Below are 24,549 nucleotides of genomic sequence, written 5' to 3' on the forward strand. Positions count from 1 at the left end.
ATAAAGGAAATAATAGTTTTGAAAACTTTTAAATTTCTAATAATCTTCCAGCTATTAATATTTAATTTATCCGTAGCTGGATATTTAAAGGCTTATAATACGGAAAATGGATATAAAGTAGTAATAAATGCATATAAAATACAAAAAATACCATTTTTTGATGAGAATTATCTTGTCTTTAAGATAAAAGACAAAAACTTTAAATTAAAATATATAAAACCAAATAAAAAATATGTAAAAGATATATCTATAATTAAATCAAAAGATGGATTAAAACTTGTTATACAAAAAACAAAAAGATATTTTAAATTAAAAAAATATAAAAATGGCATATCTATAATCTTTTTTGAAAAAAAACATAAAAACTTATTAAAAAAAACCAAATACTCTAAGAAAATTTCTGATTATGAAAGGCTAAATAGACTAATTACTAAAATTATTACAGGTGAAAAAGAAGATATAACAGATAAACCTCAAATTATTATCCAGCCAAAACTTATAAAAAGAAAACAAGACCCTTTATATGATGTAGTAATAAAAGAACTTAATAAAGAACAAATAATAAAACCAATAGTTATAGTAATAGATCCAGGACATGGTGGAAAAGACCCAGGAGCAATTGCTAATGGAGTTAAAGAAAAAGATATTACTTTAAAATTAGCAAAAATATTAAAAAGATATTTAGAAAAAGACAAAGTATATAAGGTTTATTTAACTAGAAACACAGATAGATATGTAGGTTTATATGAAAGAACATTGTTTGCCATAAAAAAACATGCAGATATTTTTATTAGTATTCATTGTAATACAAATCCAAACCCAAAAATAAATGGAACTTATATTTATACTTTAAGTCTTAAAGGTGCAAAATCAAAATTAGCAAGGCTTGTAGAAAAAAGAGAAAACAAAGCAGTGATAAAATTAGTTAAAGTAAGTAAGAATACTTATGTAAATAATGTTGTTGCAGAACTTGCTATAAATACTACTATGACAGAAGGAAGAAATTTTGCATATATATTAAAAAATCAATTAAAAAAAATAACAAAGGTAAGAGATATAGATAGTGCAAATTTTGCAGTATTAAAAACCCCTGGAATACCATCTGTTTTAATAGAAACTGCTTTTTTAACAAATAAAGAAGATATTAAAAAATTGAAAAATGAAAGATTTTTAAAAAGATTTGCAAAAGAGATATATAATGCTATAGATGAATACTTTTTTAATTATCATAACTTGGTCTTAAAATGATAATAGGTATAGATATAGGAAATACTACTGTTGAAATAGGATTTATAAAAGAATATAAATTTATAAAAAGTTATAAACTTGCTTCAAATAGGGAAAAAACAATAGATGATTGGTTTTTAGATATTTTTAATATTTTTTCTATAGAAAAAAACAAACCTCAAGATTGTATTATATCTTCAGTTGTACCTCAGATAGAACAAAAAATATTTGTAGCAATTGAAAAATTATTAGGGAAAAATCCATTAATTGTAGGAAAAGATATAAAAGTACCTATTGTAAATAAATACAAAAATCCAGATGAAGTAGGAATTGATAGATTAGTTAATGCTTTTTCTGCCTTAAAAAAGCAAAATCCACCTCTAATTGTAATTGATCTTGGTACTGCTATTACTTTTGATATAGTAAATGAAAAAGGAGAGTATGAAGGTGGCTTAATATTCCCTGGAATAGAAAGTAGTGTAGATACTCTTTTTTCAAAAACTTCTAAACTTCCTATGGTAAAAGTAGAAAAGCCAAAAAATATCATAGGAAAAACAACTGTAGATAGTATAAAATCAGGAATATTTTATGGATATTGTAGTCTTATAGATGGACTGATAAAGAAAATAAAATCAAAAACAAAGAAAAATTTTAATATAATATTGACAGGAGGAAATTCTGAACTAATATCAAATTGTATAGAAGAAAAACATATAGTAGATAAATTTTTGGCTATGGAAGGATTATATTTGATATATAAACAGTATTTAGATATACTAAATAAAACTTAAAAGGAGGTTTGAAAAAATGCAAAACTGGGTAAACTCTTTTCCGGAATTAATTCTTTTAATATTAATGCTTACTCAATTTTTATTTTTATGGGGAATTTTAATGTCTAGGACTGTGAAAGAAAACTCACAGCAACAGGCACACTAAAGCTTGAAGAGATTTAAGAAAAGTTTTATTAATTAGTAATTATTAAAGTTATGTTATAAGCGTAATATATTTTTAGTATAAATTTTAACACTGAGTTTCTTAATTTTATTTTAATAGAAAGGAGAATTTTATGGAAGAAGAAAGAAAAGCATATCCATTTGCTCTAGTAGGTTTTTTTGTAAGTGAAAAGCCTATAGAAGAAATATTTAGAAAAGATGTAACTCCTGAAGAGTTAGAAAAGCTTCAACAACTTTTAAAAGATACAATATTTACTGAAGATGTAGATATTGCTATTGCACCTTATGTGGTTCCTCCAGATCAAGTAAATGATGCATTAAATAATCTTGCAAACATAGTTTTTAATCCTGAAGAAAAAATGGATGCGTAAGAGGTTAAGATGGTAAAAGTAGCAATATCAGGTATTCTTGGAAGAATGGGAAAAACTATCGCAAAACTTGCATATGAAGATTCAAATATAGAAATAGTTGCAGGAATTGAAAGCCCAGATTGTGCCCATACTCATGATACAGTTGGAGAAATTTTAAACGTTGATTTAGATGCACCAATAGTTTCAGATTTATCTAAGGTAATAGATATTACTGATGTTGTTATAGAATTCTCAAACTCTACAGAAGCAGCTTTGTCTCATTTGAGACTTTTAGCAGCAGATAAAAATAAAAAAGGTATGGTAATCGGGACTACAGGTTTTAATGATGAAGAATTAAAGGAAATTAAAGAATTATCAAAAGATATTCCAGTTGTTTTAGCTCCTAATATGAGTATTGGAGTTAATCTTTTATTTAAACTTGTTGAAGAGGCTGCTAAAGCTTTAAAAGATAAAGGATATGATATTGAAGTTATTGAGATGCATCATAGATTTAAAAAGGATGCACCTTCAGGAACTGCTGTAAAACTTGTTGATATTCTAAAAAAAGAAACAGGAATTGAAAATGTAGTATATGGTAGAAATGGAGAATATCCAAATGGAAGGCCTTCTGATGAAATAGCAGTTTTCGCACTTAGAGGTGGAGATGTTGTTGGAGATCATACTGTAATATTTGCAGGTCTTGGAGAAAGAATAGAGTTAACCCATAAAGCAGGCTCAAGGGATATTTTTGCAAGAGGAGCTATAGAAGCTGCTAAATGGATAAAAGATAAACCTGCAGGACTTTATGATATGATGGATGTCCTCAACTTAAAATGATTAATAGAAAAGTATCCAAATATCTAACAGTTTCTGCGATAGGCCTACATCTTATATCAGGAATTATTGTAGGCCTTTTTCTTGGTTATATTTTTGATAACTTATTCCATAAAGATTATTTATTTAAAATCATATTTTTAATTCTTGGTATTATAGCTGGATTTTATAATATGTATAAAGATGCTATTAGATATTTAAAACAGGAAGATACCAAAAATAATTAAAAATTTATATTAAATTAGCCAAATTTAAGTACTAAATTTTTAAGGTATTCTGAATTATCAAATCTATATTAAAAATAACAAACTACTTTTAAACTAAATACCGTTAATCTATATAGTTGAATAGCTAATATTTAGTTCTTTTTCTAATTGTTGTTTTGCTCTTTCAACTAATTTATTTAAAACCTCTTCTTTTTTACCTCTTATTCTACAACCTGCTGCATCTCTATGTCCACCACCGCCAAAATATTCAGCAATTTCTCTTACATCAATATTTCCTTTTCCTCTAATCGATACTCTCCAAAGATCAGGATCTTCTTTTTGAATCATTATGAAAGCTATTTCAACACCATCTATACTTCTTGCATAATTTACAAATCCTTCTGTCTCTTCTTCTAAAGCACCTGTTTCATGGAGATATTTTCTTTCAACTATTAAAGAAGCTATTTTTCCTTCTGCATATAACTTTAAAGTTGAAAGTGTAAGCTGTAAAAGTTTTATTGTACTTAATTTATTTCTTTCATAAATCATATTTGCAATATAAGTAGGATCTGCTCCTTTTTTTACTAAAAATTCAGCCATTTCAAAAGCTTCATCATCAACATTGTTATATCTAAATGAACCTGTATCTGTTAAAAGGCCTGTATATAAATTTGTTGCAATATTAGAATTTATCTTTTCTTCATTCCAATAACGAAGAATTTTTGCAACTAAAAAAGTAGTTGAAGGAGCATATGTATCTATAAAATCATAATTACTTTCTTTATTACCACCTATATGATGATCTATTCTTATTATCTCTTTTGCGTTTATTTTAGTTCCTGCTCTAAAGGCTCCAGCAGCATCAACAAGTATTGCTAAATCATATGTTTTTTCATTTGGTAATTTTTTTATTTTATCTATATTTGGTAAGAAATCTAAGATTGCAGGTGCTGGGTCTTTCATTGCACATTCTACATCTTTACCTTCATTTTTTAAAAACTCATAAAGGGCAAGCATACTACCAATACCATCTGCATCTGGGTTTTCATGAGTAAATATTAGTATTTTTCCTTTTTCTCTTTTTATTCTATCTATTAAAGCCTTCATTTTTTTACCTCTTTATAGATTTTTTTCTGGATATGGGCATATATCATTTAAATGACATTCTTTACATAAAGGTTTTCTTGCTTTACATATATATCTTCCAAACAGTACTAAAGCGTTTGATATATATATCCAGTTTTCTTTTGAAAAAAATTCTGCTAAATCCTTTTCTACTTTTTCAGGATCATTATGGCATGTTAACCCTAATCTTTTTGACACTCTTTTAACATGAGTATCTACAACAATAGCTGGTTTATGAAATCCATTTACAAGTATCACAGATGCTGATTTTCTTCCTATACCCGGAAGTTTAACTAATTCTTCTATTGTGTCTGGTATTTTCCCTTTAAACTCTTCAACAATATATTTTGCTACATCTTTAATATATTGAGCTTTTTTTCTATAGTAATTTATAGGACGAAGAATTTCATAAAGGTCTTCTATATCAGCTTTTGCAAGTTTTTCTGGAGTTGGATACTTTTTGAAAAGTATTTTTGTTGCTTCATTTACTTTTATATCTGTAGTTTGAGCTGAAAGAAGTACTGCAATTATTAATTCAAAAGGATTTTTATAATTAAGTTCTGTTTTAGGACTTGGAAAATGTTTTTTTAATCTTGCTATAACTTCCTCTTCAGTAAATTTAATTTTCTTAGAACAAGGTTCTTTGGCTTTTTTCTTTTTTTTCATATTTTTGCTCCTTATTTCCAATTTCTTTCAATAATGATTTAAATCCAAGTTTCTCAAACTCCTTTATTAAACTTTCCCAATCTATTTTTTCTCTTTTTAAGTTTTCTATTTCTATATCTAAAGGTACATTATCATCTAATTTTACTAAAAATCTATTTTTTTCAAGTCTGTCTATAGCTTCCTGAAAAGCTTTTTGTAATTTTGGAGAAAGTTCATCTAAATGATTTAATATATTTTCAATATTTCCATATTGATTTAAAAGCTTAGATGCAGTTTTAGGACCTACTCCTTTTACTCCTATAATATTATCTACAGTATCCCCTACTAAAGCTTGGTAATCTATGAACTGCTCAGGATAAACTCCATATTTCTCTTTTACTTTCTCTTTATCAAAAATAATATTTGAAACAGGATTTAGAAGATATATATTCTCACTTACTAGTTGCATCATATCCTTGTCAGGTGTTACAACATAAACTTTAAAGCCTTTATTTTTTGCTTTTTTAGCAAGAGTTGCAATAATATCATCTGCTTCAAAACCTTCTTTTTCTAAAACTTTTATTCCAAATAATTTTAATAATCTTTTTATTTCTGGGATTTGTTGTTTTAACTCATCTGGCGTTTCTTTTCTAGTAGCTTTATAATCTTCATACTGTTTAGTTCTAAATGTTATTTTTCCTTTATCAAAAATTACTGCTATATATTCAGGATTAAGGTCATTAATAAGTTTTAATATCATTCTTAAAAAGCCATAAATAGCTCCTGTAGGTCTTCCATCTGGAGCTGTCAAAGGTGGAAGTGCATAAAAAGCTCTATATATATATGATGAGCCGTCAACTAAAGCTATTTTTTTCACTGTTATATCCTGTTTTTACTATTTAAATAAAGCATTTTCTTTGGATCTATAAGTTTTCCATATCTTCTTATTTCATAATGAAGATGAACACCTGTTGACCTACCTGTACTTCCTGCATAACCTATAATTTGCCCAGCTTTAACATATTGGCCTGTCTTTACTTTTATATAGTACATATGAGCATAAAGAGTTGTAAAACCGTATTTATGCTTTATTTTTACCATTTTTCCATATCCTCTGCCCCAGCCTGCATAAACAACCTTTCCATTTGCAGTAGCAAATACTGGTTGTTTAAAAGTAGCTCTAAGATCAATACCTGTATGGAAAGCCTTTTTACCTGTAAAAGGATCTCTTCTTACTCCAAAACCTGAGGTGATTTTGCCATATAAAGGTACACCTACAGGAATATCTTGAATAGTTTTTAAAAGTTTAGTTATACTTTTTTCTAAATTACCTGCATATAGATGAATTTTTTTGCTATTTTCAGGAATATATATACCACCTTCTGGAAGCTCAACTTTTATGCCTTTTCTTTCCAAATAATGATTGGCTTTTTTTATCTTTTCTTCAATATTTTTTAATTTTGTTTCTATTTCTTCCTTTTCTTTTTTTGTTTTTTCAAGTTCTTTTTCTCTATCTTTTAAAATTTCTTTTAAAACTAATACTTCTTTCTGTAAAGATACAATTTCAGTTTGATAATTTTTTTGAAATTCTTTATAGTCTTTTTTTGTATTAATTAATATATAAAAAATGATAAAAGAAAATATAGTTAACCCAACTGTATATATATACAAAAATTTAATTTTTTTATCCAATTTCTTTTGCAACCTCTTTTGCATGATAAGTTATTATTATATCAGCTCCAGCCCTTTTGATTGAGGTTAATGTTTCAAAGATTACTTTCTTTTCATCAATCCATCCTAATTTTCCTGCTGCTTTTATCATAGAATATTCTCCACTTACATTATAAGCAGCAACAGGAACATTAAAATTATTTTTTACATCTGAAATAATATCTAAATATGCTAAAGCAGGTTTTACCATAACAATATCTGCACCTTCTTCAAGATCTAAAGCAACTTCCTTTAAGGCTTCTCTTCTATTTGCAGGATCCATCTGATAAGTCCTTCTATCTCCAAAGGCTGGTGCAGATTCTGCAGCATCTCTGAAAGGTCCATAATAAGAAGATGCGTATTTTGCTGAATAAGACATAATTGGAATATCTACAAAACCTTCACTATCTAAAGCTTCTCTTATTACTTTTACTACTCCATCCATCATTCCAGACGGAGCTACCATATCAGCTCCAGCTTTTGCATGAGATATTACCTGTTTTTTTGTATTTTCTAAGGTTTTATCATTATCAACATCATTACAACATAATACTCCACAATGTCCATGCTCAGTATATTCACAAAAACACACATCAGTTATTACATAAAGTTCTGGATATTTATCTTTTATATATTTAATAGCTTTTTGAATTATCCCTTCCTCATTCCATGTATCACTTCCAATCTCATCTTTGTAGGAAGGTATTCCAAAAAGTAAAACTGCAGGAATATTTAAATCTATTATTTCTTTAAGCTCTTCATCCAATTTATCTAAGGAATATCTATAAATTCCCGGCATAGATGGTATTTCTGTTTTTATATTTTTTCCATCTTCTATAAATAATGGATAAATTAAATCATCAATAGAAAGTTTCGTTTCTCTTACAAGCCTTCTTATATTCTCATTTTTTCTAAGTCTTCTTGGTCTATGAATAGGAAATGCCATTTAACCCTCCTTATAACTTAACTACCACCTTATTTTTACCTGTTTTTTTAGCTTCATATAAAGCTTCATCAGCCCTTTGGTAAATAGTGTCTACAGTATCTCCTTCTTTTACCTGAGTAACTCCTAAGCTTACAGTATAATTTATAATATCTCCATTCGTATGTACCTTCCTTGTTTCAAAAATCTGTCTTAATCTTTCTGCAACTTTTTTGGCATTTTCAATATCTACACCAGGAAGAATTATACCAAATTCCTCTCCACCAATTCTTCCTGATACTGTATTTGCCCTAAGATAAAATCTTAAAACAGCAGAAATATCTTTTAAAACCAAATCTCCTACAGGATGTCCATAAGTATCGTTAATCTTTTTAAAATTGTCTACATCTAATAGTATTAATGAAAATATATATCCTTTCTCTTTAAAATCTTTAAGAAAATCTTCTAATGCTCTAAAAAATCTTCTTCTGTTAGGTAAATCAGTTAAAAAGTCTTGATCAGCCTCTTTTTTTGTTATTTTTAGTTCTTCTCTTAATTTTCTAATTTCTTCATGGTATTCTTGAAGTTTCTTACTTTGAATTTGATTTTCTTCTTTGATATTCTGAAGTTCTTCAAGAATTTTTTTAATATAAAAAAGTAGAGATTCTTCCTTTATTTCTTCTTTTTTATTTTCTATCCTTTCTGTATGTTTATCTAAATTTTTTTGATGGATTTCAATATTTTTTATAATATCTTCAAGAGTATGTTCTATCTCCTCTGAAATATGAGAAATTTTATCTATAGCTAATCTAGGAATATCACCTTTACTAAAATCTTCTACATCTTCATATAGTTTTCTATATAATCCTTTAATTTCTAAATCTGACAATTCCTTTTTATTTTCTACAATATAACAAAATACAGGAAACCATAATTCATATTGCTTTGGTAAAGGGGGAATATAATTTTTTACTAAAAAAGATATTTCCTTTTTTAAAATATTTGTAATATTTTTAAAATCTTCTGGTGGTATATCTCTTTTATACTTATAAATATTTGAATCATCGTAATACTTAAAATATTTACATTTTATTTCTTCTTTATCTTCCAATTTTTATCCCACCTTTTGTAATTTATTATTTATAATATCGGAATTTTCAACTTCTTTCATTACATAAACTTTATCTCCTTTTCTTACTTTTTCAGTTGTTTTTAATCCTACAACTGTTCCTCTTTCTGCTACTTCTATATTTTTTCTATCTATCTGCATTGATTCTACTTTTTGTCTAACTACTCCTGTTTTTTTACCAATTATATGAATTGTATCTCCTATTTTCATTGGGTTGTTTATTATTTTTACTTCTGCTACAGAGATTTTAGGATAGTAATGTACTACCTCTCCAACATAAAGTTTTTGCTCTTTTGCTATAGATTTATTAATTCCAAATAAGCCTTCTCCAAAATAAAATCCACTATCCCATTCTCTATGGTAAACTCTTTCAAGCATATCCCATAAATCTTTCCATCCTTTAGTTTCCCATTCTCCATTTAATATTCTATCTCTTGCTTCTCTATATGCTTTTGTAACCATATATGCATAATCTGGATTTTTATTTCTACCTTCTATTTTCCAGCTATCTGCCCACATTAATTTATCAACAAAATTTATTGTTACTAAATCTCTTGCAGATAAAACATAATCACTACCTAAAACAAAATCTGTTCCTGTGTTTTTGGATGTTATTTTAACCTCAAACTCATGCCTACAAACCTGATTGCATTCTCCTCTATTTCCTGAAGTTTCAAAAACATCATGGGATAAAAAGCATCTTCCTGAAACTGCCATACACATAGCACCATGTATGAATATCTCTATTTCAAGATTTGTTTTTCTTTTTAGGTCTAAAAGTCCTTCTAATTTAACTTCTCTAGCAGGTACTATTCTTTTTATTCCCATATTTTCATAAAATTTTGCTGCTTGAGAGTTAGAAACAGATGCCATAGTAGAAAGATGGGTTTCTATACCAAGTTCTAAAGATTTAGATAAAACAGCCATATCCCATCCTATTACTGCATCTACTCCAATTTCCTTTAATTGATGTAAAGTTTCATTTATTTCTGGAAGATCCTCTTCAAATACTATTGAGTTTAAAACTATATATTGCCTAATACCTTTATCTTGAGTAATTTTTCTTATTTCTTTTACATCTTCAATATCAAAATTTGCTTTTCTTGCTCTTTGATTTATTCTTCCACAACCCATATATATTGCATCAGCACCTGCTTTTATTACAGCTGCTAATCCTTCATAATGTCCTACAGGTGCTAAAATCTCAGGTTTATTTTTTATTTCAGACATAATTTTACCTCCATATTAATAATAGTTATTTTTTTCCATTATATCAGTTTCAAATTGATATAATAATATGATAAAAATTATAAAAGAGGCAAATATTGAATATACTAAATAAAATAGTAAAAACCAAATACGAAGAACTTAAAAAATATACACCTGAATATATAAAAACTCTTGAAAACTTGGCAGAAAAAAGGAAATCTATAAGAGATTTTAAATCTGCTTTAAAAAAGGAAAAAATAAATATTATTGCAGAAATAAAAAAAGCATCTCCTTCAAAAGGCATTATTAGAGAAGATTTTAATCCTGTAAAAATAGCAAAGATTTATGAAGAAAATGGGGCAGCTGCTATATCTGTTCTAGCAGATGAAAAATATTTTCAAGGAAGTATTGAATATGTTGAGCAGGTAAGTAAAGTAGTAAATATTCCTGTAATGAGAAAAGATTTTATAATTGATGAAAGACAGATTTTAGAAGCTTATGCAAAAGGGGCTGATAGCTTTTTATTAATTGTAAGAATATTATCTTCAGATAGATTGAAACAGCTTATAGATTATGGAAGAAGTTTTGGTATGGAACCTCTTGTTGAAATATTTTCAAAAGAAGAAGGAGAAAAAGCAATAAAATCTAATGCAAAAATAGTTGGAGTAAATAATAGAGATTTAGATACTTTTCAAGTTGATATAAATATTTCTAAAAAGCTTTGTCCTTGGTTAAAAGAAAATAGTGTGGAAGTAGTAGTTGCAGAAAGTGGAATTTCTTCTAAAAATGAAATTTTAGAGCTAAAAGAAGCAGGGGTAGATGCATTTTTAATAGGTGAGTCTTTAATGAAAGAAAAAGATATTGGTAAAAAATTAAGAGAGTTTATTCAAGTTTAGTTATACTATATATAAAACATTTTAAAGCAGGAGTAAAAATGAAAAAGGCAGACCTTATAATTACAGATATTTCTTATATATTAACAATGGATGAGAATTTTACTGAATATAAAGATTCAGATATTGTAATAAAAGATGGAAAAATTATAGATATAGGAAAAAATAAAAAAGATGAGTATTTTGGGAAAACAATTTCAGGTAAAAATAAAATAGCAATACCTGGACTTATAAATACCCATACCCATGCGGCAATGACTTTGCTTAGAGGATATGGTAGTGATAATCCTTTAAAAGTTTGGCTTGAAGAGTATATATGGCCAGCAGAAGGAAAACTTGTAAGTTATGAATTTGTCAAAGATGGAACAGATATTGCTTGTTATGAGATGCTTAGAAATGGAGTAACAACTTTTGTAGATATGTATTTTTTTGAAGATGCAGTAGCTCAATCTGTAAAAGAAGTAGGAATGAGGGCAGTTTTATGTACTGGAATACTTGATTTTCCAACACCAGGAGCAAAAAATGCAGATGAAGGAATAGCAAAAACAGAAGATTTTATAAAGCATTTTGAAAAAGATGAAAATATATTTCCAGCAGTTGGTCCCCATGCCCCTTATACATGCTCACCTGATACTTTAAAAAAAGCATTTAATTTAGCTGAAAAATATGATGTTTTATATCATATACATGTTTCAGAAACCCAGTTTGAAGTAAATGATATTAAAGAAAGATATGGAAATACACCTGTTAAACATCTTGAAAAAGTAGGAGTTTTAAATGAAAGAGTTTTAGCAGCTCATATGGTTCATCCAACAGAAGAAGAAATAGATATTCTTGCAGAAAAAAATGTAAAAGTAGCTCACTGTCCAGAAAGTAATTTGAAGCTTGCATCAGGTGTTGCACCTATTCCAAAAATGATTGAAAAAGGAGTTACTGTTGCTATAGGAACAGATGGAACAGCATCAAATGATGATTTAGATATAATTGGGGAAATATCAACTGCTGCTAAACTTCATAAAGGATATACATTAAATCCAACTGTTTTAAATGCAAAAGAAGCTCTAAAAATGGCAACCTTAGATGGAGCTAAAGCTATAAGAAAAGAAGATAAAATTGGAAGTTTAGAAATAGGAAAGTTTGCAGATATTGTTTTAATGGATATTAATGATCCTCATTTACAGCCAGTTTTTGATCCTTATACCCAAATAGTTTATTCATCAAATGGAAAAGATGTGGATACAGTTATAATAAATGGAGATATAAAAGTGCTAAATAAAAAAGTTTTAGTTTTAAATAAAAAAGAGCTTTTAGAAAAAGCCCAAAAATGGAAGAAAAAAGTCTTAGAAGATTAAATATACTCTGCTATTTCTTCTAAAAGCTCTAAAAGCACATTTTTTACACTTTCTTTGTTGAGAGCTACTACAGGTAATACTTTAACATCTTCATCTAAATCTAAAGCTGTTCTTATATCTTTTGGATCCCAAGCTCCTTTTAAATCTTGTTTATTACATCCTACAACAAAAGGAGAAGGATATCTTGATTCAAAGAAGTTTATTATTTTCCTTGCTTCATGGAAAGTATTTGGGTCAGTACTATCAACTAATACAATAAGACCTACCATACCTTTTCCTAATATATCCCACATAAAATCAAATCTTGATTGACCAGGTGTTCCAAAAAGATATAATACATGCTCATCATCTATTTTTATTTTTCCAAAATCCATTGCAACTGTAGTATGAGACTTTTTCTCTTTTTCACCAGTTTTTGTTGTTTTTGCTTCAGTTTGTACAGTTTGAATTTCACTTACAGTATTAATAAACTGGGTTTTCCCTGCAGCATATGGCCCTGATACAACAATTTTTATCTGTTTTTCTGCCATCTTATAATCCCTTAATTACATTTACTATTTTTTTCAGTAGATTTTTTGTAAGATTAAATCCCAATTTTTTCTCCCTTTTAACTCTTTTTATTATTCCAGCAGCGAGCATTCCATATAAAGCTCTTTTTAATGTTAAATCCTTTACATTAAGCTCTTTTTTTATATCTTCAACTGTTTTTTTACCATCTATTAAAAATAAAATCCTTTTTTCTATATCTGTTAAATAAGCTTTTTTTGCCAGTTCTTCAAAGTTTTCAGCTTTTGTATATATTAATTTTGGATCAGATATTTTTCTTTCTACTTCATTTTGAGAAAGTTGCCTACTTAAATACATTATTAATTTTTCTATTGGAATTTGAGGCTTTATATTTTCTGGATATTTTATAAATCCAGAAGTAAAAGAAAATTTACCTTTTTTTATAGCAAGTAATATAGGAAGCCTTGCTACTAAATATTTATACAAATCATCCTTATCTAAATTTTCTTTTTTTAAGACAGCTAAAAAATCAATATCTAAATAAATATAAAAAACTTTTTTTACTGGTCTTATAAAAACTATATCCCCTTCTTTAAAATAAACAGCTAATTTTTTATCTTCACTTTCTACAACTAATATGCCATCTTTTTTGTCTTTTCTTAAAATTTGAAAAATATCAACAAAATTGAATATTTCTAAATCACCAGAAATAGCCATTTTTTATCCTATAATCTCTTCTAGTTTTTTTATTGCTCTTTTTATTTCTATCAATAATAGTCCTAATTTAACTGTAGGTGGTGCAAGTATCCCAAGAACAGCAAAATCTTTGACTCCAGTAAATATTACATATCCTTTTGTACCTTTTACATAAAGTTGTTCAAGTTCTCCTTTATTAAGTTCAGTAGCAACTCTTTCTCCTAAGGAAAGTATTGCAGCACCCATAGCAGCTACTCTATCTTCTTCAACATCAGGTGGAAGTATAGAAGCAATTGTAAGACCATCAGGGCTAACTAAGATAGCTCCTTCTGCCCCTGTATCCCTCACTAAATCTTTCAGTATATCTTCAAAATTGATACTCATTCTTTATTGCCTCCTTTAATAATGCTTTTAATTTCTTGCAAAAACTTAAGCTTTCTTTCTTCTTCAGGTATCTCATCTGCTAACTTATCTGTAAATAATTTTAAATTTTTCTTTGTAATTTTGCCTAAATTTTTTAGATGTGTATTAAATAAAATCTTTCCAACAGGGCCTATTTCTTTAATAAACTCTTGCTTTAATTCATTTAATATGTCTTCTTCTACAGGAATATCTTCTCCTTCTTCTAATATTTCTTCAAGGGAAGGCACCTTTTCTTCAATCTCTTTTTGTTCTGTTGAAATTTCTTCTTCTAAATTCTTAATCTTAGATGAATTTTCTTTTTCTGATACTTTTTCCTGTTCTTTTAAAGATTCTTCATTATTTGATAATACTTCTTCTAAATTTTCAATATCATATGGAATTTCTTCTTCTGATATTTCTTTAGAACTAGGAACTTCCTCTTTTTCCTTTAAAGATTCTTCTAACTGCTCTATCTCTGAAGGTATTTCTTCTTTTTCCATATGTTCTTGCTGTTCTTTTGAACCTTTTAAATTTTTAATATCTTCTATTTTATCTATTAACTTTTTAGAAAGTTTTTCATTTTCATATTTTAATAGTGCAAAATTAGGATTCTCATCAATAATAGTTGCTACGAAAATATCATCTTTTATTCTTAATAAGAATATTGCAAAATCTTTACCTTCTGCAAATGCATATTCTGTTCCAAAACCTTCTATTAATTCTTCTGATGTATACATTTTTCTTATAAGCAAAGATAGAATTTCTGTTAATGTATTTTCTTTATTTTTATCTCTACAATATGATAAAAAAGGTTCTTCTCCTATATATATAGCTGTAAAATACGCATTTACTTTATTTGCTAAATCAAATAAAGCATCTGAATAAAATTTTAAATCTTCCATAATAGCACCTATTTTTTTAGGTTTATAATTCTTCTTTCTCTAATTTTTCCATTATTGTTTTTAAGCTTATTCTTATTCTTTCAAAAGCTTCTCCTAATTGAGCCAACTCATCATTACCTTTGATTTCTACTTTATGGTCTAAATTACCCATACTAACTTCATTAAGGGCTTTTTCAATTGTTTTTATTTTCTGAATTATATATTTGTCAATTAATACTCTAATCATATAAACAGGAATTAAAAATGCTACTTCTATAATTATTGTTGAAATTATTGCTTTATTTAATGCTGAAGGGTCTCCTGCTGAAGCAAGAAGAAAATATACTAAAATACCAACAAAAATTGCACCAACTACTGAACCACCAAGAACTATTAATGATATTTCATTTAAAACAGAACCTTTTTTTTCCATAATAAAACCTTCCTGATGTTATATAATTTATAATTTATTCGGTTATAACTCTTTATTCTTTATTTTAAAGTAAAAGTTATAAAACAAAAATGCAAGTATAAGAATATTCATTAAATTCAAACTTGAAGATATAGCATGAACTTTTTTAAATTTTTCTTTTATTAAAACAGCTTCTTCTTTTTTCCCTGCATCTAATAAAGAGTAATATTGATTATTTAAACTTTCTGCAATTGGTAAGATAGCTTTATGTAAAGCCATATAAGAGAATATCATTATAGATAAAGCAATTATAAAAGATTTTAATTTTTTGACAATCTCTTTTTCTTTCAAAGATAAAATAGCTATAAAAGTATAAATAATAATCCCAATTAGCCATCCAGAAGCAAAATAATAAGGGAAAATAGTTTGCATAATTTCGCCAGCAAAACGCTGGCTAAAATGAGAAAACATTAAAGGTGCTACAATAAATGTTAAAGATATACTAAATCCTAATAATATACCAAGCAATAATAAAATTAAAAAAGGAATATATCTATTCAACAATTTCTAACTCACTAAAGAAAAATAGTATTTCATATGCTGCTGATTCTTTAGAATCTGAACCATGAACTGCATTTTCACCTATACTTGTACCATATAGTTTTCTTAAAGTTCCTTCTTCTGCTTCTTCAGGATTTGTTGCTCCCATAATTTCTCTAATTTTAGAAATTGCATTTTCACCTTCCCATACCATAGCAACAATAGGACCTGATGACATAAAATCAGTTAATTCATCAAAAAAAGGTCTTTCTTTATGTACATAATAAAATTTTTCAGCTTGTTGTTTTGTTAATCTTAATTTTTTTAATGCTACAAGCTTAAATCCTTTTTCTTGTACATGAGCAATAATTTTTCCTTCTAAATTTCTTTTTACTGCATCTGGTTTTACAAGCATTAAGGTTCTTTCTACTGACATTTGTTCCTCCTAAGATTTATTATTTTTAGATAAAATTTTTGAAAAAGAGAATATATTTAACCATATTACTATTCCCCAAGATACAGCTAAAAATAAAGCTCCATATATATTAAGTAAATGTCCTTCCATTATTGTTTACCTCTTTTATTCCATAAATATTTTACTAAAAGAATAGAAATAATAATAGTAAATACTATAAATCCTCTTGCTATCCAAATATTTAATGTATTTTCACTAATTTTCTTAGGAAGATAATCAATTCCCCATGATATTAGGATAACAATTAAAATAAGAGGTACTATATACTTTATCAAGTAATAAAAGAAAGAAGGTATCTTTATATCATTGTCCCTTGTCATTTCTTGCCATGCTTTTTTAGAGTCAAAAAACCAGAAAAATACAAGCACTTCAAAAAGAGCAAAAAGAATAAGTCCAAAAGTTCCCACCCAAAAATCTAGTTCATCTAATGCTCCTTTTATGAAGATAGGTATATGTGCTGAAATAAATAAGAATAAACCTAGGATTAAAACAGATTTTTTTCTTGGAAATCCAAACTCATCTTCTAAGAAAGCTATTGCAGGTTGAGAAAGGGCAATTGAGGAAGTTACTCCTGCAAAGAATAAAAGTAAAAACCATAAAAAGCTAAAAAACTGCCCAAAAGGTATATTTGCAAATATAGCAGGAAGTGCCATAAAACCAAGATTAAAAGCTCCTTGATGTGCAATTTCTGCAGTAGTAGAAATACCAAAAAATATTACAGATGCAGTAATAGCAATAGATCCACCTAATATAATTTCAGCAAACTCATTTACAGATGCACCAGAAATAGCATTTAAGGCTATGTCATCTTTTGGTTTAATATATGATGCATAGACCATTATTGCTCCAAATCCAACACTTAAAGTAAAGAAAACTTGTCCAGCTGCGGCAAGCCATACTTTAGGATCAGTTAAAGCTGAAAAATCTGGATTCCATAAAAAACCTAAACCATCTAAGAAATTTCTACCATCAGGAGATGTTAAAGTAAATACTCTGACCATTAATATAATTGCCATTATAAAAATGGCAGGTAGAGCAAATTTTGCAACTTTTTCAATTCCAGCAGTTATTCCTCTATAGAGGATATATAAATTTATTAATAAAGTTATTAGGAAAAATATATATGCATAAATTGAAGGTGATAAAAGTAAACCTTCACTGTTTGCCCCAATAATAGAAATTAGAAAATCTTTGAAAGGTTTTAAATATTCACCATTTGCAGTATCTACGGATACTGAAGGGGTTAATCCAAAAAGGCTAAAAATACTATAAAGCAATGTCCAGCTTTCAATATATGTATAATAAACAACTACAATAAGCGGAATTATAATACCAAGTATACCTATATATTTTGAAATAGGATTTTTCCAAAGGTTATTAAATATTGCTGGAGCAGTAGAATGATTAATTACACTTCCATATCTTCCAAGAGACCATTCAACAAGTAAAAGGGGAATTCCTAAAACAAGAAGAGAAATCATATAAGGGATCATAAAAGCACCACCACCATTATCTGCAGCTTGAACAGGAAATCTTAAGAAATTACCAAGACCAATAGCATTTCCAGCAACAGCTAAAATAAGCCCTATACGACTTCCCCAATGTTCTCTTTTTATCATCTTATTTTTTCACCTTTTGAAAAATAAATAATTTTATCTATTATAATATTTTATATTCCAAATTTGGAGAAATAAATGTATATATTTGCAGCTGGATTAAATTATAAAACTGCACCTGTAGAAATAAGAGAAAAACTTGCCATTTCCCAGTCAGAATACAATGAAGTAGTAGGTAAACTTCTAAAACTTAATCCAGTTTATGAAATATGTATTCTTTCTACCTGTAATAGAGTTGAATTATATGGAGTTATAGATAATAAAGAAGAATTTGAAGATAAATTAATACAGGCAATCTCAGAAAAAGCTAATATTTCTGAAGATGAAATAAGAAAATATATATTTTTCTATTATGAGGAAAAAGCTATTAGACATATATTTAAAGTAGCATCAAGCCTTGACTCTATGGTAATTGGGGAACCTCAGATTGTATGTCAGTTTAAAGACTCTTTTTCAAAAGCAAAAGAGCTAAAAGCAGTAAGGCATATAATGGGAAGGCTTTTTGATAAAGCCCTTCAAGTATCAAAAAAAATAAGAACATCAACAGGAATAAGTAAAAAAGCAGTTTCCATAAGTTACGCTGCTGTTCAGCTTGCAAAAAAAATATTTGGAGATTTATCTGATAAAAATGTACTTTTAATTGGTGCTGGTGAGATGGCAGAGCTTGCTGCAAGACATCTTAAATCAACAGGTGTGAAACATATATTTGTTGCAAATAGAACTTTTGAAAAAGCTGTAGAGCTTGCAGATAAATTTTCTGGTACCCCAATAAAATTTGAAAATTTTAAGGATTTTTTACCTGAAAGTGATATTGTAATTACTTCAACAGGAGCAAAAAAGCCTATAATTATCAAGGATACCTTTAAAGAAGTTCTAAAAAAAAGAAAAGGGAAACCAGTTTTTATATTTGATATATCTGTACCAAGAAATGTAGAAGAAAAAGTAAATGAACTTGAAAATGTTTATGTTTATGATATAGATGATTTAAAAGATGTTGTAAATCAAAATTTAGAAGATAGAAAATTAGAAGCAATGAAAGCAGAGATTATAATAGATGAAGAAGTTGAAAAATTTAATAAATGGTTAGCCCAACAAAAACTATCTCCAATAATAGCAAATATAAGATTTTTTGCAGAAGAGATAAAAGAAAAACAGCTTGAAAAACTTTTTTCTCAGATGCCATATCTTAACGAAAAAGAAAGAGAAAATATAGAACTTGCTATTAATGCAATAATAAATAAAATTTTGCATAGGCCTACAATGTATTTAAAAGATAAAGCAAGCAGTAAAGATGTGCAAGATTATGTAGAAATATTTGAAGATATGTTTAGTTCAAGATGGGATTTAAGGAAAAAAAATAAAAATAAAGTGGAAAAGTGAAAAAAATATTTATTTATATGATCTTTTTTCTAAGTAGTTCAGTTATTTTTTATTTTGTATCTACAAAATTAGAAGAAAGTAAACTAAAAAATATAACTTATAAAAACTCTACAATCTACAATTTTACTTATGTAAAGAAAAATTCTCAAAAAATTATTGTAAAAGGGGAAAAGCTTATAGATAATCAGAAAAATGTTTTGATACAAAATATGAAAGCATACATTAATGATAAAAATAAAAATATAAAAATAAGCTCAGAAAAAGCAATTTATGATAAAAAAGATTTGTTAAACCTTGAAAACAATGTAAATATAACTACTAATGATATGGTATTAAATACAGATTATTTAACAGTTAATTTTAATAAGGATATAGCTTACAATTTTACCGACAACAAGATTTTCTCTAAAAATATGACAATATCAGGTAAAAATCTATTTTTTGATATAAAAAAGGATTTGTTAAAATTAGAAAAGGTAAAAACTATAATTAAAGAGGAAAAAATTGATTAGAATTTTTTTAAGTATTATTTTAATACTTTCATTTGCTTTTGCAGAGAAAAAAACAGTACCTATTATTATTGAATCAAACCATTTTGAGTACTTTAATAATCAGAAATTAGCTATTTATAAAAAAGATGTAGTTGTTAGAAAAGGATTATTTATTCTTTATGCAGATCTTATGAAAGTATTTTTTGATCAAGCTGGAAATATAAAAAAGATTATAGCAGAAGGAAATGTAAGATTTAAAAAAGGAGAATATTCAGGTTCTTCTGACAAAGCTACTTATGAAGCAGATAAAGATCTTATTAAATTGATTGAAAATGCTAAAGTGAAAAAAGGAAATAATGTTTTAGAAGGTGATGAAATAGATTATTATCTTAAAGAAGAAAAAGCTATAGTAATAGGTAAAAATAAAAAAGTAAGAACTATTATAATTCCTGAGGAAACTAAGAAATGATAGATTATTTGGAATATTTTGGATTAAAAGAAGATCCTTTTAGGATAACACCGGATCCAAACTTCTTTTTCCCTTCTAAATCCCATAGACAAGCAGAAAAACTTTTAAAATTTGTAGTAGATAATGGAGAGGGTTTTTGTGTAATAATTGGTGAACCTGGTGTTGGAAAAACAACAGTATTAAGAAGATTCCTAAGAGATGTAGAATCTCAAGTGATTTATGCTTTAATATTAAACCCAACTTTAAATCCAGAAGAATTTTTAAAAACTGTTTTAAATGATTTTGGGTTAGATGCAGAAAATAAAGAAAAAGATCAGCTTTTAAAGGATTTTAAAAAATTTCTTGAAGCAACAGTTAAAAAAGGCAAAAAAATTCTTATTGTAGTAGATGAAGCTCAAAATCTTCCTGTTGAAACCATTGAAGAATTAAGACTTCTTTCTAATCTTGAGACAGATAAAGAAAAATTAGTACAGATTATATTAGTAGGACAACCAGAATTAGATGATAAATTAAGACTTCCTCAATTAAGGCAATTAAATCAAAGAATAACAAATAAAGCATATATTGTTCCTTTAGATTTTGAAGATACAAAAAAATATATTATTCATAGATTAATGCTTGCAGGACAAGTATCAGTTAATTTTACAGAAGGTGCTTTTAAGAAAATTTATAAATATAGTAAAGGTATTCCAAGAATAATTAATATACTTTCTTCAAGAGCTTTAATGTCAGCATTTATGGAAAATTCATACAAAATAAAACCAGAAAATGTAGAAATAGCAGTAGAAACTATAGATCCTTCTATCTTAGATATAAAAGGCAAAAGAAAATCATTACTTCAACTATTATTAATTTTTCTAACAACCTTAAATATAGCTTTAATTTTATTTATAATATACAAACTAACAACAAATGGATAAGGATAATAATGGATAAAAAAATAACAAAAGCAAAATCAATAAAAGGAACTTTAAGAGTACCTTCTGACAAATCAATATCCCATAGATCTGTAATATTATCATCTATTTCAGATGGAACTTCTATTATAAAAAACTATCTAAAAGCAGGGGATACTTTAACTACTGTTGATGTTTATAGAAAGCTTGGGGTAAAAATAGATGAAGAAAAAGGACTTTTTTTTGTACATGGTGTTGGATTAAAAGGACTTAAAGAGCCTGAAGATGTATTATATATGGGAAATTCAGGAACAACAACAAGATTAACCTTAGGAGTTTTAGCAGGTCAAAATATTTTTGCTACCTTAACTGGAGATAACTCTTTAAGAAAAAGACCTATGAAAAGAGTTCTTCTTCCTTTAAAAAATATGGGTGCTAATGTAGATGGTAGAAATAAAGGAGAGTTTTTACCTGTAGCTATAAGAGGAGGTTCTTTAAGAGGGATAGAGTTTTTTAATGAGAAAGCAAGTGCTCAAGTTAAATCTGCTCTTTTACTTGCAGGACTAAATGCAAATAGAAAAACAACTATAATAGAACCTGTAATGTCAAGGGATCATACAGAAAGAATGTTAAAAGCTATGGGGGCTAATATAAAAACTGAGTTTGATGAAGGTGGTTATAGAGTACATCTATTCCCTTCTGATAAATTAAATCCTATTGATATAGATGTACCAGCAGATCCTTCTTCTGCAGCATTTTTTGTTGCAGCAGCAGTTTTAGTACCTAATTCTGAAATTTTATTAAAAGATGTTCTTATAAATCCAACAAGAGATGGATTTTTTAGAAAATTAAAAGAGATGGGAGCAAATATAGAGTATACAAATCATAGAGAGCAAAATGGTGAGCCAGTAGCTGATATATTGGCTAAATACTCTCCAGATTTAAAAGCAATATCTGTAGAAAAAAGAGAGATACCTTCAATGATTGATGAGCTTCCTCTTTTGGCTTTAGTTGCTACTCAAGCAGAAGGAGAAACTGTAATAAAGGGAGCAGAAGAGTTAAGAGTTAAAGAAAGTGATAGAATTAAAGCAGTAGTTGAAAATTTAAAACAGATTGGTGTTAAAGTTGAAGAGCTACCTGATGGAATGATAATAAAAGGAAAGCAGAAAATAAAAGGTGGTATAGTTGATAGTTTTCACGACCATAGGATAGCAATGGCTTTTAGTATTCTTGCATTAATTTCTGAAGAAGGAATTGAAATAAAAAATGCTGACTGTGCATCTATCTCTTATCCTGAGTTTTATCAGCATCTTGAGAGTTTAATTGAGAAATAATATTAACTGATGAAGAAGTTCCAATTCTATCAGCACCTGCTTTAATAAAAGCAATAGCATCTTGGTAGGTTCTAATACCTCCTGATGCTTTTATTTTTATTTTATCTTTTGCTAACTTTTTAAAAAGTTTTATATCTTCTATTTTTGCTCCTTCTTTTGCAAAACCTGTAGATGTTTTTATAAAATCTGCACCAGATTCTATTACTATTTCGACTGCTTTTATTTTTTCTTCTTTTGTTAAATAAGCAGTTTCTACAATAACTTTATGTATAAGTTCTTTTGTATAATCAATAACTGTTTTTAATTCATCTAAAACATAATTATATTCTTTAGATTTAAAAGCAGATAAATTCCATACTATATCAAGTTCATCTGCTCCATCATTTTGAGCATTTTTTGCTTCAATAAGTTTTGTTTTTAGCTTATTTGCTCCAAGAGGGAATCCAATTACAGTAATGATTTTTATATCTGATTCTTTTAAATACTCTTTAACAAAAGGAACATAATAAGGATTTACACATACTCCATAAAAATTATATTTAATAGCTTCATTACATAACTTTTTAATATCATCCTTAGATGCAAAAGGTTTTAAATTTGTATGATCTATATATTTAGCTATGTTTAAAGACAAATCCATACCATAAATCCTGTGGTTTATCTTCTGATTCTGGCTTTGATTTTTCTTCTAAAAGCTTTAAATTATTTTTTTCTGCCATTTCAAGTAATTCATTTTTTTCTTTATCTTTAAATATGCCAGATATTATTAAATAATCTTTAAAATGTTTTACTAATTTGTCAAATATTTTTCTAAAAACCTCAATCTGAATATTTGCAATTATTACATTATAATCTTTATTTATTTGTGATAAATCTTTTTCTTGACAATTTATATCTACTTCATTTTCCCAGGCATTAATTTTACACTCTTCAATAGCTTCTTTGTGTATATCAAAAGCATCTACTTCTTTAGCACCAAGTTTTTTTGAAGCAATTGCAAGAATTCCAGAACCACATCCTGCATCTAATACTGAATAGTTATTTTTTATATATTTTGGTAAAAAAGATAAAGCTATCTGAGTTGTAGCATGTTTTCCTGTTCCAAAAGCCATTCCGATCTTAAGTTTTATAGGAATAAAATCATTACCTTTATATATTTCCCATTCTGGAATAAGTATGAAAGGTGGTATTTTTATAGGTTCAAATCCTTCTTTCCATTTTTCTTCCCAGTTCTCTTCTTGAATATCTTCTTCTAATATTAATTTTCCATTTCCTAAATCTTCAAATATTTCTCTTACACTAATTTTTAATGTATTAACTTCTTCATCTTCAGAATATAAAGCAAAAACTACTTCATTTTCATCTCTATTTAAAACTTCTACACCATACCCATTTAGTTCTACTAAAAAAATCTCAAAAAGCTCATTTGGTATTGAATAAATTAGTTTTTTCATAACTATATTTACTCTTCTTCTTTATCTTTTTTATATATTTTATACATATAATCTTCAACTTTCATAATCTGTATTTTTGGCATTCTAACAAGAGCTTGTTCTTGCTCCTGTAAATCTTCAGCATATCTTCTTTTAATATCTTCTTGGATATAGTTTAAAAGATATTCTATTTGCTGTTGCATTTGTTGCATCTGTTCTCTCATTCTAAGTATTGCATCTACACCTGCTAAATTTATTCCAAGTTCTCTTGTTAAAAATAGGATAAACTCAAGCTTTTCTATATCTTCCTGTGAGTAAAGCCTTGTTTTACCTTCTGTTCTTGATGGTGTTAAAAGCCCTTCCCTTTCATAAAGTCTTAAGGTTTGAGGATGTATATTAAACATTCTTGAAACTGCACCTATCATATATAAAGGTTCTTTCTTTTTGTTTTTATCTTTCATT

At 27.3% G+C, this 24,549-nt stretch carries 31 protein-coding genes; 13 read left to right on the forward strand and 18 right to left on the reverse strand.

What is annotated here, in order from left to right:
* Nucleotides 1–18: 18 nt before the first annotated feature.
* The 6 genes from CLV39_RS05235 to CLV39_RS05255 all read left to right on the forward strand — a co-directional run bounded on the left by CLV39_RS05235 (nucleotide 19) and on the right by CLV39_RS05255 (nucleotide 3,591).
* The gene (locus tag CLV39_RS05235; RefSeq protein ID WP_245960318.1) at nucleotides 19–1,248 is read left to right on the forward strand and encodes an N-acetylmuramoyl-L-alanine amidase family protein; all 1,230 of its coding nucleotides are present in this window, start codon (nucleotides 19–21) and stop codon (nucleotides 1,246–1,248) included.
* Nucleotides 1,245–2,018: a type III pantothenate kinase gene (locus CLV39_RS05240; protein ID WP_121923191.1), complete on the forward strand. Its 774-nt coding sequence runs from the start codon at nucleotides 1,245–1,247 to the stop codon at nucleotides 2,016–2,018. Before CLV39_RS05235 ends, CLV39_RS05240 begins: the two co-directional genes overlap by 4 nt.
* A gap of 16 nt (nucleotides 2,019–2,034) precedes the next feature.
* Nucleotides 2,035–2,163 (forward strand): hypothetical protein, encoded by a 129-nt coding sequence (locus CLV39_RS08810; protein WP_281271972.1) that lies wholly within the window; start codon nucleotides 2,035–2,037, stop codon nucleotides 2,161–2,163.
* A 130-nt stretch (nucleotides 2,164–2,293) separates the two neighbouring features.
* On the forward strand, nucleotides 2,294–2,551 hold the full coding sequence (locus CLV39_RS05245; RefSeq protein ID WP_121923192.1) for a hypothetical protein: 258 nt from the start codon (nucleotides 2,294–2,296) through the stop codon (nucleotides 2,549–2,551).
* Between the two features lie 9 nt (nucleotides 2,552–2,560).
* Nucleotides 2,561–3,367 carry a 4-hydroxy-tetrahydrodipicolinate reductase gene (gene dapB, locus CLV39_RS05250; RefSeq protein ID WP_121923193.1) on the forward strand — a complete coding sequence of 269 codons (807 nt, stop codon included), beginning with the start codon at nucleotides 2,561–2,563 and terminating at the stop codon, nucleotides 3,365–3,367.
* Complete coding sequence (locus CLV39_RS05255; protein WP_121923194.1) at nucleotides 3,364–3,591, forward strand: AtpZ/AtpI family protein; 228 nt, start codon at nucleotides 3,364–3,366, stop codon at nucleotides 3,589–3,591. Before dapB ends, CLV39_RS05255 begins: the two co-directional genes overlap by 4 nt.
* Nucleotides 3,592–3,699: 108 nt before the next feature.
* On the opposite strand, the gene CLV39_RS05260 is transcribed toward CLV39_RS05255, so the two are convergent.
* Genes CLV39_RS05260 through CLV39_RS05290 form a run of 7 tightly spaced genes read right to left on the reverse strand, consistent with a single transcriptional unit; the run spans nucleotide 3,700 to nucleotide 10,331 of the window.
* Nucleotides 3,700–4,677, reverse strand: coding sequence for a DHH family phosphoesterase (locus CLV39_RS05260; protein ID WP_121923195.1), 978 nt, complete (start codon nucleotides 4,675–4,677; stop codon nucleotides 3,700–3,702).
* 12 nt (nucleotides 4,678–4,689) lie between these two features.
* Nucleotides 4,690–5,361, reverse strand: a complete 672-nt coding sequence (nth, locus tag CLV39_RS05265) for an endonuclease III (RefSeq protein ID WP_245960319.1) — start codon at nucleotides 5,359–5,361, stop codon at nucleotides 4,690–4,692.
* Nucleotides 5,324–6,217, reverse strand: coding sequence for a 5'-3' exonuclease (locus CLV39_RS05270; RefSeq protein WP_121923196.1), 894 nt, complete (start codon nucleotides 6,215–6,217; stop codon nucleotides 5,324–5,326). The genes nth and CLV39_RS05270 overlap by 38 nt, the downstream gene beginning before the upstream one ends.
* Before the next feature lie 2 nt (nucleotides 6,218–6,219).
* Nucleotides 6,220–7,032, reverse strand: coding sequence for a M23 family metallopeptidase (locus tag CLV39_RS08735; protein WP_121923197.1), 813 nt, complete (start codon nucleotides 7,030–7,032; stop codon nucleotides 6,220–6,222).
* Nucleotides 7,025–7,996 carry a porphobilinogen synthase gene (hemB, locus tag CLV39_RS05280; protein ID WP_121923198.1) on the reverse strand — a complete coding sequence of 324 codons (972 nt, stop codon included), beginning with the start codon at nucleotides 7,994–7,996 and terminating at the stop codon, nucleotides 7,025–7,027. Before hemB ends, CLV39_RS08735 begins: the two co-directional genes overlap by 8 nt.
* Nucleotides 7,997–8,006: 10 nt before the next feature.
* Entirely contained in the window at nucleotides 8,007–9,083 is a 1,077-nt protein-coding gene (locus CLV39_RS05285; protein WP_121923199.1) for a GGDEF domain-containing protein, read from the reverse strand.
* Between the two features lie 3 nt (nucleotides 9,084–9,086).
* Nucleotides 9,087–10,331, reverse strand: a complete 1,245-nt coding sequence (locus CLV39_RS05290; protein ID WP_121923200.1) for a peptidase U32 family protein — start codon at nucleotides 10,329–10,331, stop codon at nucleotides 9,087–9,089.
* 95 nt (nucleotides 10,332–10,426) lie between these two features.
* On the opposite strand from CLV39_RS05290, the gene trpC reads away from it, so the two are divergent.
* A complete protein-coding gene (gene trpC, locus CLV39_RS05295) occupies nucleotides 10,427–11,206 on the forward strand; it encodes an indole-3-glycerol phosphate synthase TrpC (protein ID WP_121923201.1) in 780 nt (259 codons plus the stop codon).
* A 38-nt stretch (nucleotides 11,207–11,244) separates the two neighbouring features.
* On the forward strand, nucleotides 11,245–12,555 hold the full coding sequence (locus CLV39_RS05300; protein ID WP_121923202.1) for an amidohydrolase: 1,311 nt from the start codon (nucleotides 11,245–11,247) through the stop codon (nucleotides 12,553–12,555).
* On the opposite strand, the gene CLV39_RS05305 is transcribed toward CLV39_RS05300, so the two are convergent.
* From CLV39_RS05305 to CLV39_RS05340, 8 genes are all read right to left on the reverse strand, one after another.
* Nucleotides 12,552–13,085, reverse strand: a complete 534-nt coding sequence (locus tag CLV39_RS05305) for a GTP-binding protein (protein ID WP_121923203.1) — start codon at nucleotides 13,083–13,085, stop codon at nucleotides 12,552–12,554. The genes CLV39_RS05300 and CLV39_RS05305 overlap by 4 nt on opposite strands.
* Nucleotide 13,086: 1 nt before the next feature.
* Nucleotides 13,087–13,779: a DUF4388 domain-containing protein gene (locus CLV39_RS05310; protein ID WP_121923204.1), complete on the reverse strand. Its 693-nt coding sequence runs from the start codon at nucleotides 13,777–13,779 to the stop codon at nucleotides 13,087–13,089.
* Between the two features lie 3 nt (nucleotides 13,780–13,782).
* The gene (locus tag CLV39_RS05315; RefSeq protein WP_121923205.1) at nucleotides 13,783–14,142 is read right to left on the reverse strand and encodes a roadblock/LC7 domain-containing protein; all 360 of its coding nucleotides are present in this window, start codon (nucleotides 14,140–14,142) and stop codon (nucleotides 13,783–13,785) included.
* On the reverse strand, nucleotides 14,139–15,062 hold the full coding sequence (locus CLV39_RS05320; protein ID WP_121923206.1) for a hypothetical protein: 924 nt from the start codon (nucleotides 15,060–15,062) through the stop codon (nucleotides 14,139–14,141). Before CLV39_RS05320 ends, CLV39_RS05315 begins: the two co-directional genes overlap by 4 nt.
* A gap of 22 nt (nucleotides 15,063–15,084) precedes the next feature.
* The gene (locus tag CLV39_RS05325) at nucleotides 15,085–15,474 is read right to left on the reverse strand and encodes a HAMP domain-containing protein (RefSeq protein ID WP_121923207.1); all 390 of its coding nucleotides are present in this window, start codon (nucleotides 15,472–15,474) and stop codon (nucleotides 15,085–15,087) included.
* A gap of 42 nt (nucleotides 15,475–15,516) precedes the next feature.
* Nucleotides 15,517–16,014, reverse strand: coding sequence for a DUF4149 domain-containing protein (locus tag CLV39_RS05330; RefSeq protein WP_245960320.1), 498 nt, complete (start codon nucleotides 16,012–16,014; stop codon nucleotides 15,517–15,519).
* Nucleotides 16,007–16,429 carry a nucleoside-diphosphate kinase gene (gene ndk / locus CLV39_RS05335; RefSeq protein WP_121923209.1) on the reverse strand — a complete coding sequence of 141 codons (423 nt, stop codon included), beginning with the start codon at nucleotides 16,427–16,429 and terminating at the stop codon, nucleotides 16,007–16,009. The genes CLV39_RS05330 and ndk overlap by 8 nt, the downstream gene beginning before the upstream one ends.
* A 128-nt stretch (nucleotides 16,430–16,557) precedes the next feature.
* Nucleotides 16,558–18,087 (reverse strand): sodium-dependent transporter, encoded by a 1,530-nt coding sequence (locus CLV39_RS05340; protein ID WP_121923210.1) that lies wholly within the window; start codon nucleotides 18,085–18,087, stop codon nucleotides 16,558–16,560.
* Nucleotides 18,088–18,162: 75 nt separating this feature from the next.
* Between CLV39_RS05340 and hemA the strand changes: the two genes are divergently transcribed.
* The 5 genes from hemA to aroA are packed head-to-tail and all read left to right on the forward strand — an operon-like array spanning nucleotide 18,163 to nucleotide 22,654.
* Nucleotides 18,163–19,464, forward strand: coding sequence for a glutamyl-tRNA reductase (gene hemA, locus CLV39_RS05345; protein ID WP_121923211.1), 1,302 nt, complete (start codon nucleotides 18,163–18,165; stop codon nucleotides 19,462–19,464).
* Nucleotides 19,461–19,976, forward strand: a complete 516-nt coding sequence (gene lptC / locus CLV39_RS05350; protein WP_121923212.1) for an LPS export ABC transporter periplasmic protein LptC — start codon at nucleotides 19,461–19,463, stop codon at nucleotides 19,974–19,976. The genes hemA and lptC overlap by 4 nt, the downstream gene beginning before the upstream one ends.
* Nucleotides 19,969–20,424, forward strand: coding sequence for a lipopolysaccharide transport periplasmic protein LptA (lptA, locus tag CLV39_RS05355; protein WP_121923213.1), 456 nt, complete (start codon nucleotides 19,969–19,971; stop codon nucleotides 20,422–20,424). Before lptC ends, lptA begins: the two co-directional genes overlap by 8 nt.
* Complete coding sequence (locus CLV39_RS05360; RefSeq protein ID WP_245960321.1) at nucleotides 20,421–21,344, forward strand: ExeA family protein; 924 nt, start codon at nucleotides 20,421–20,423, stop codon at nucleotides 21,342–21,344. The genes lptA and CLV39_RS05360 overlap by 4 nt, the downstream gene beginning before the upstream one ends.
* Before the next feature lie 8 nt (nucleotides 21,345–21,352).
* Nucleotides 21,353–22,654, forward strand: a complete 1,302-nt coding sequence (aroA, locus tag CLV39_RS05365) for a 3-phosphoshikimate 1-carboxyvinyltransferase (protein WP_121923214.1) — start codon at nucleotides 21,353–21,355, stop codon at nucleotides 22,652–22,654.
* Here the strand turns inward: aroA and deoC are convergent.
* Genes deoC through CLV39_RS05380 form a run of 3 tightly spaced genes read right to left on the reverse strand, consistent with a single transcriptional unit; the run spans nucleotide 22,602 to nucleotide 24,548 of the window.
* Entirely contained in the window at nucleotides 22,602–23,294 is a 693-nt protein-coding gene (deoC, locus tag CLV39_RS05370) for a deoxyribose-phosphate aldolase (RefSeq protein WP_121923215.1), read from the reverse strand. The genes aroA and deoC overlap by 53 nt on opposite strands.
* Nucleotides 23,269–24,108 carry a 50S ribosomal protein L11 methyltransferase gene (locus tag CLV39_RS05375; protein ID WP_121923216.1) on the reverse strand — a complete coding sequence of 280 codons (840 nt, stop codon included), beginning with the start codon at nucleotides 24,106–24,108 and terminating at the stop codon, nucleotides 23,269–23,271. Before CLV39_RS05375 ends, deoC begins: the two co-directional genes overlap by 26 nt.
* 8 nt (nucleotides 24,109–24,116) lie before the next feature.
* A complete protein-coding gene (locus CLV39_RS05380; protein ID WP_121923217.1) occupies nucleotides 24,117–24,548 on the reverse strand; it encodes a heat shock protein transcriptional repressor HspR in 432 nt (143 codons plus the stop codon).
* Nucleotide 24,549: the final 1 nt, after the last annotated feature.

Origin of the sequence: Hydrogenothermus marinus (assembly GCF_003688665.1) — a bacterium.
In the GTDB taxonomy this organism is placed as follows: Bacteria; Aquificota; Aquificia; order Aquificales; family Hydrogenothermaceae; genus Hydrogenothermus; species Hydrogenothermus marinus.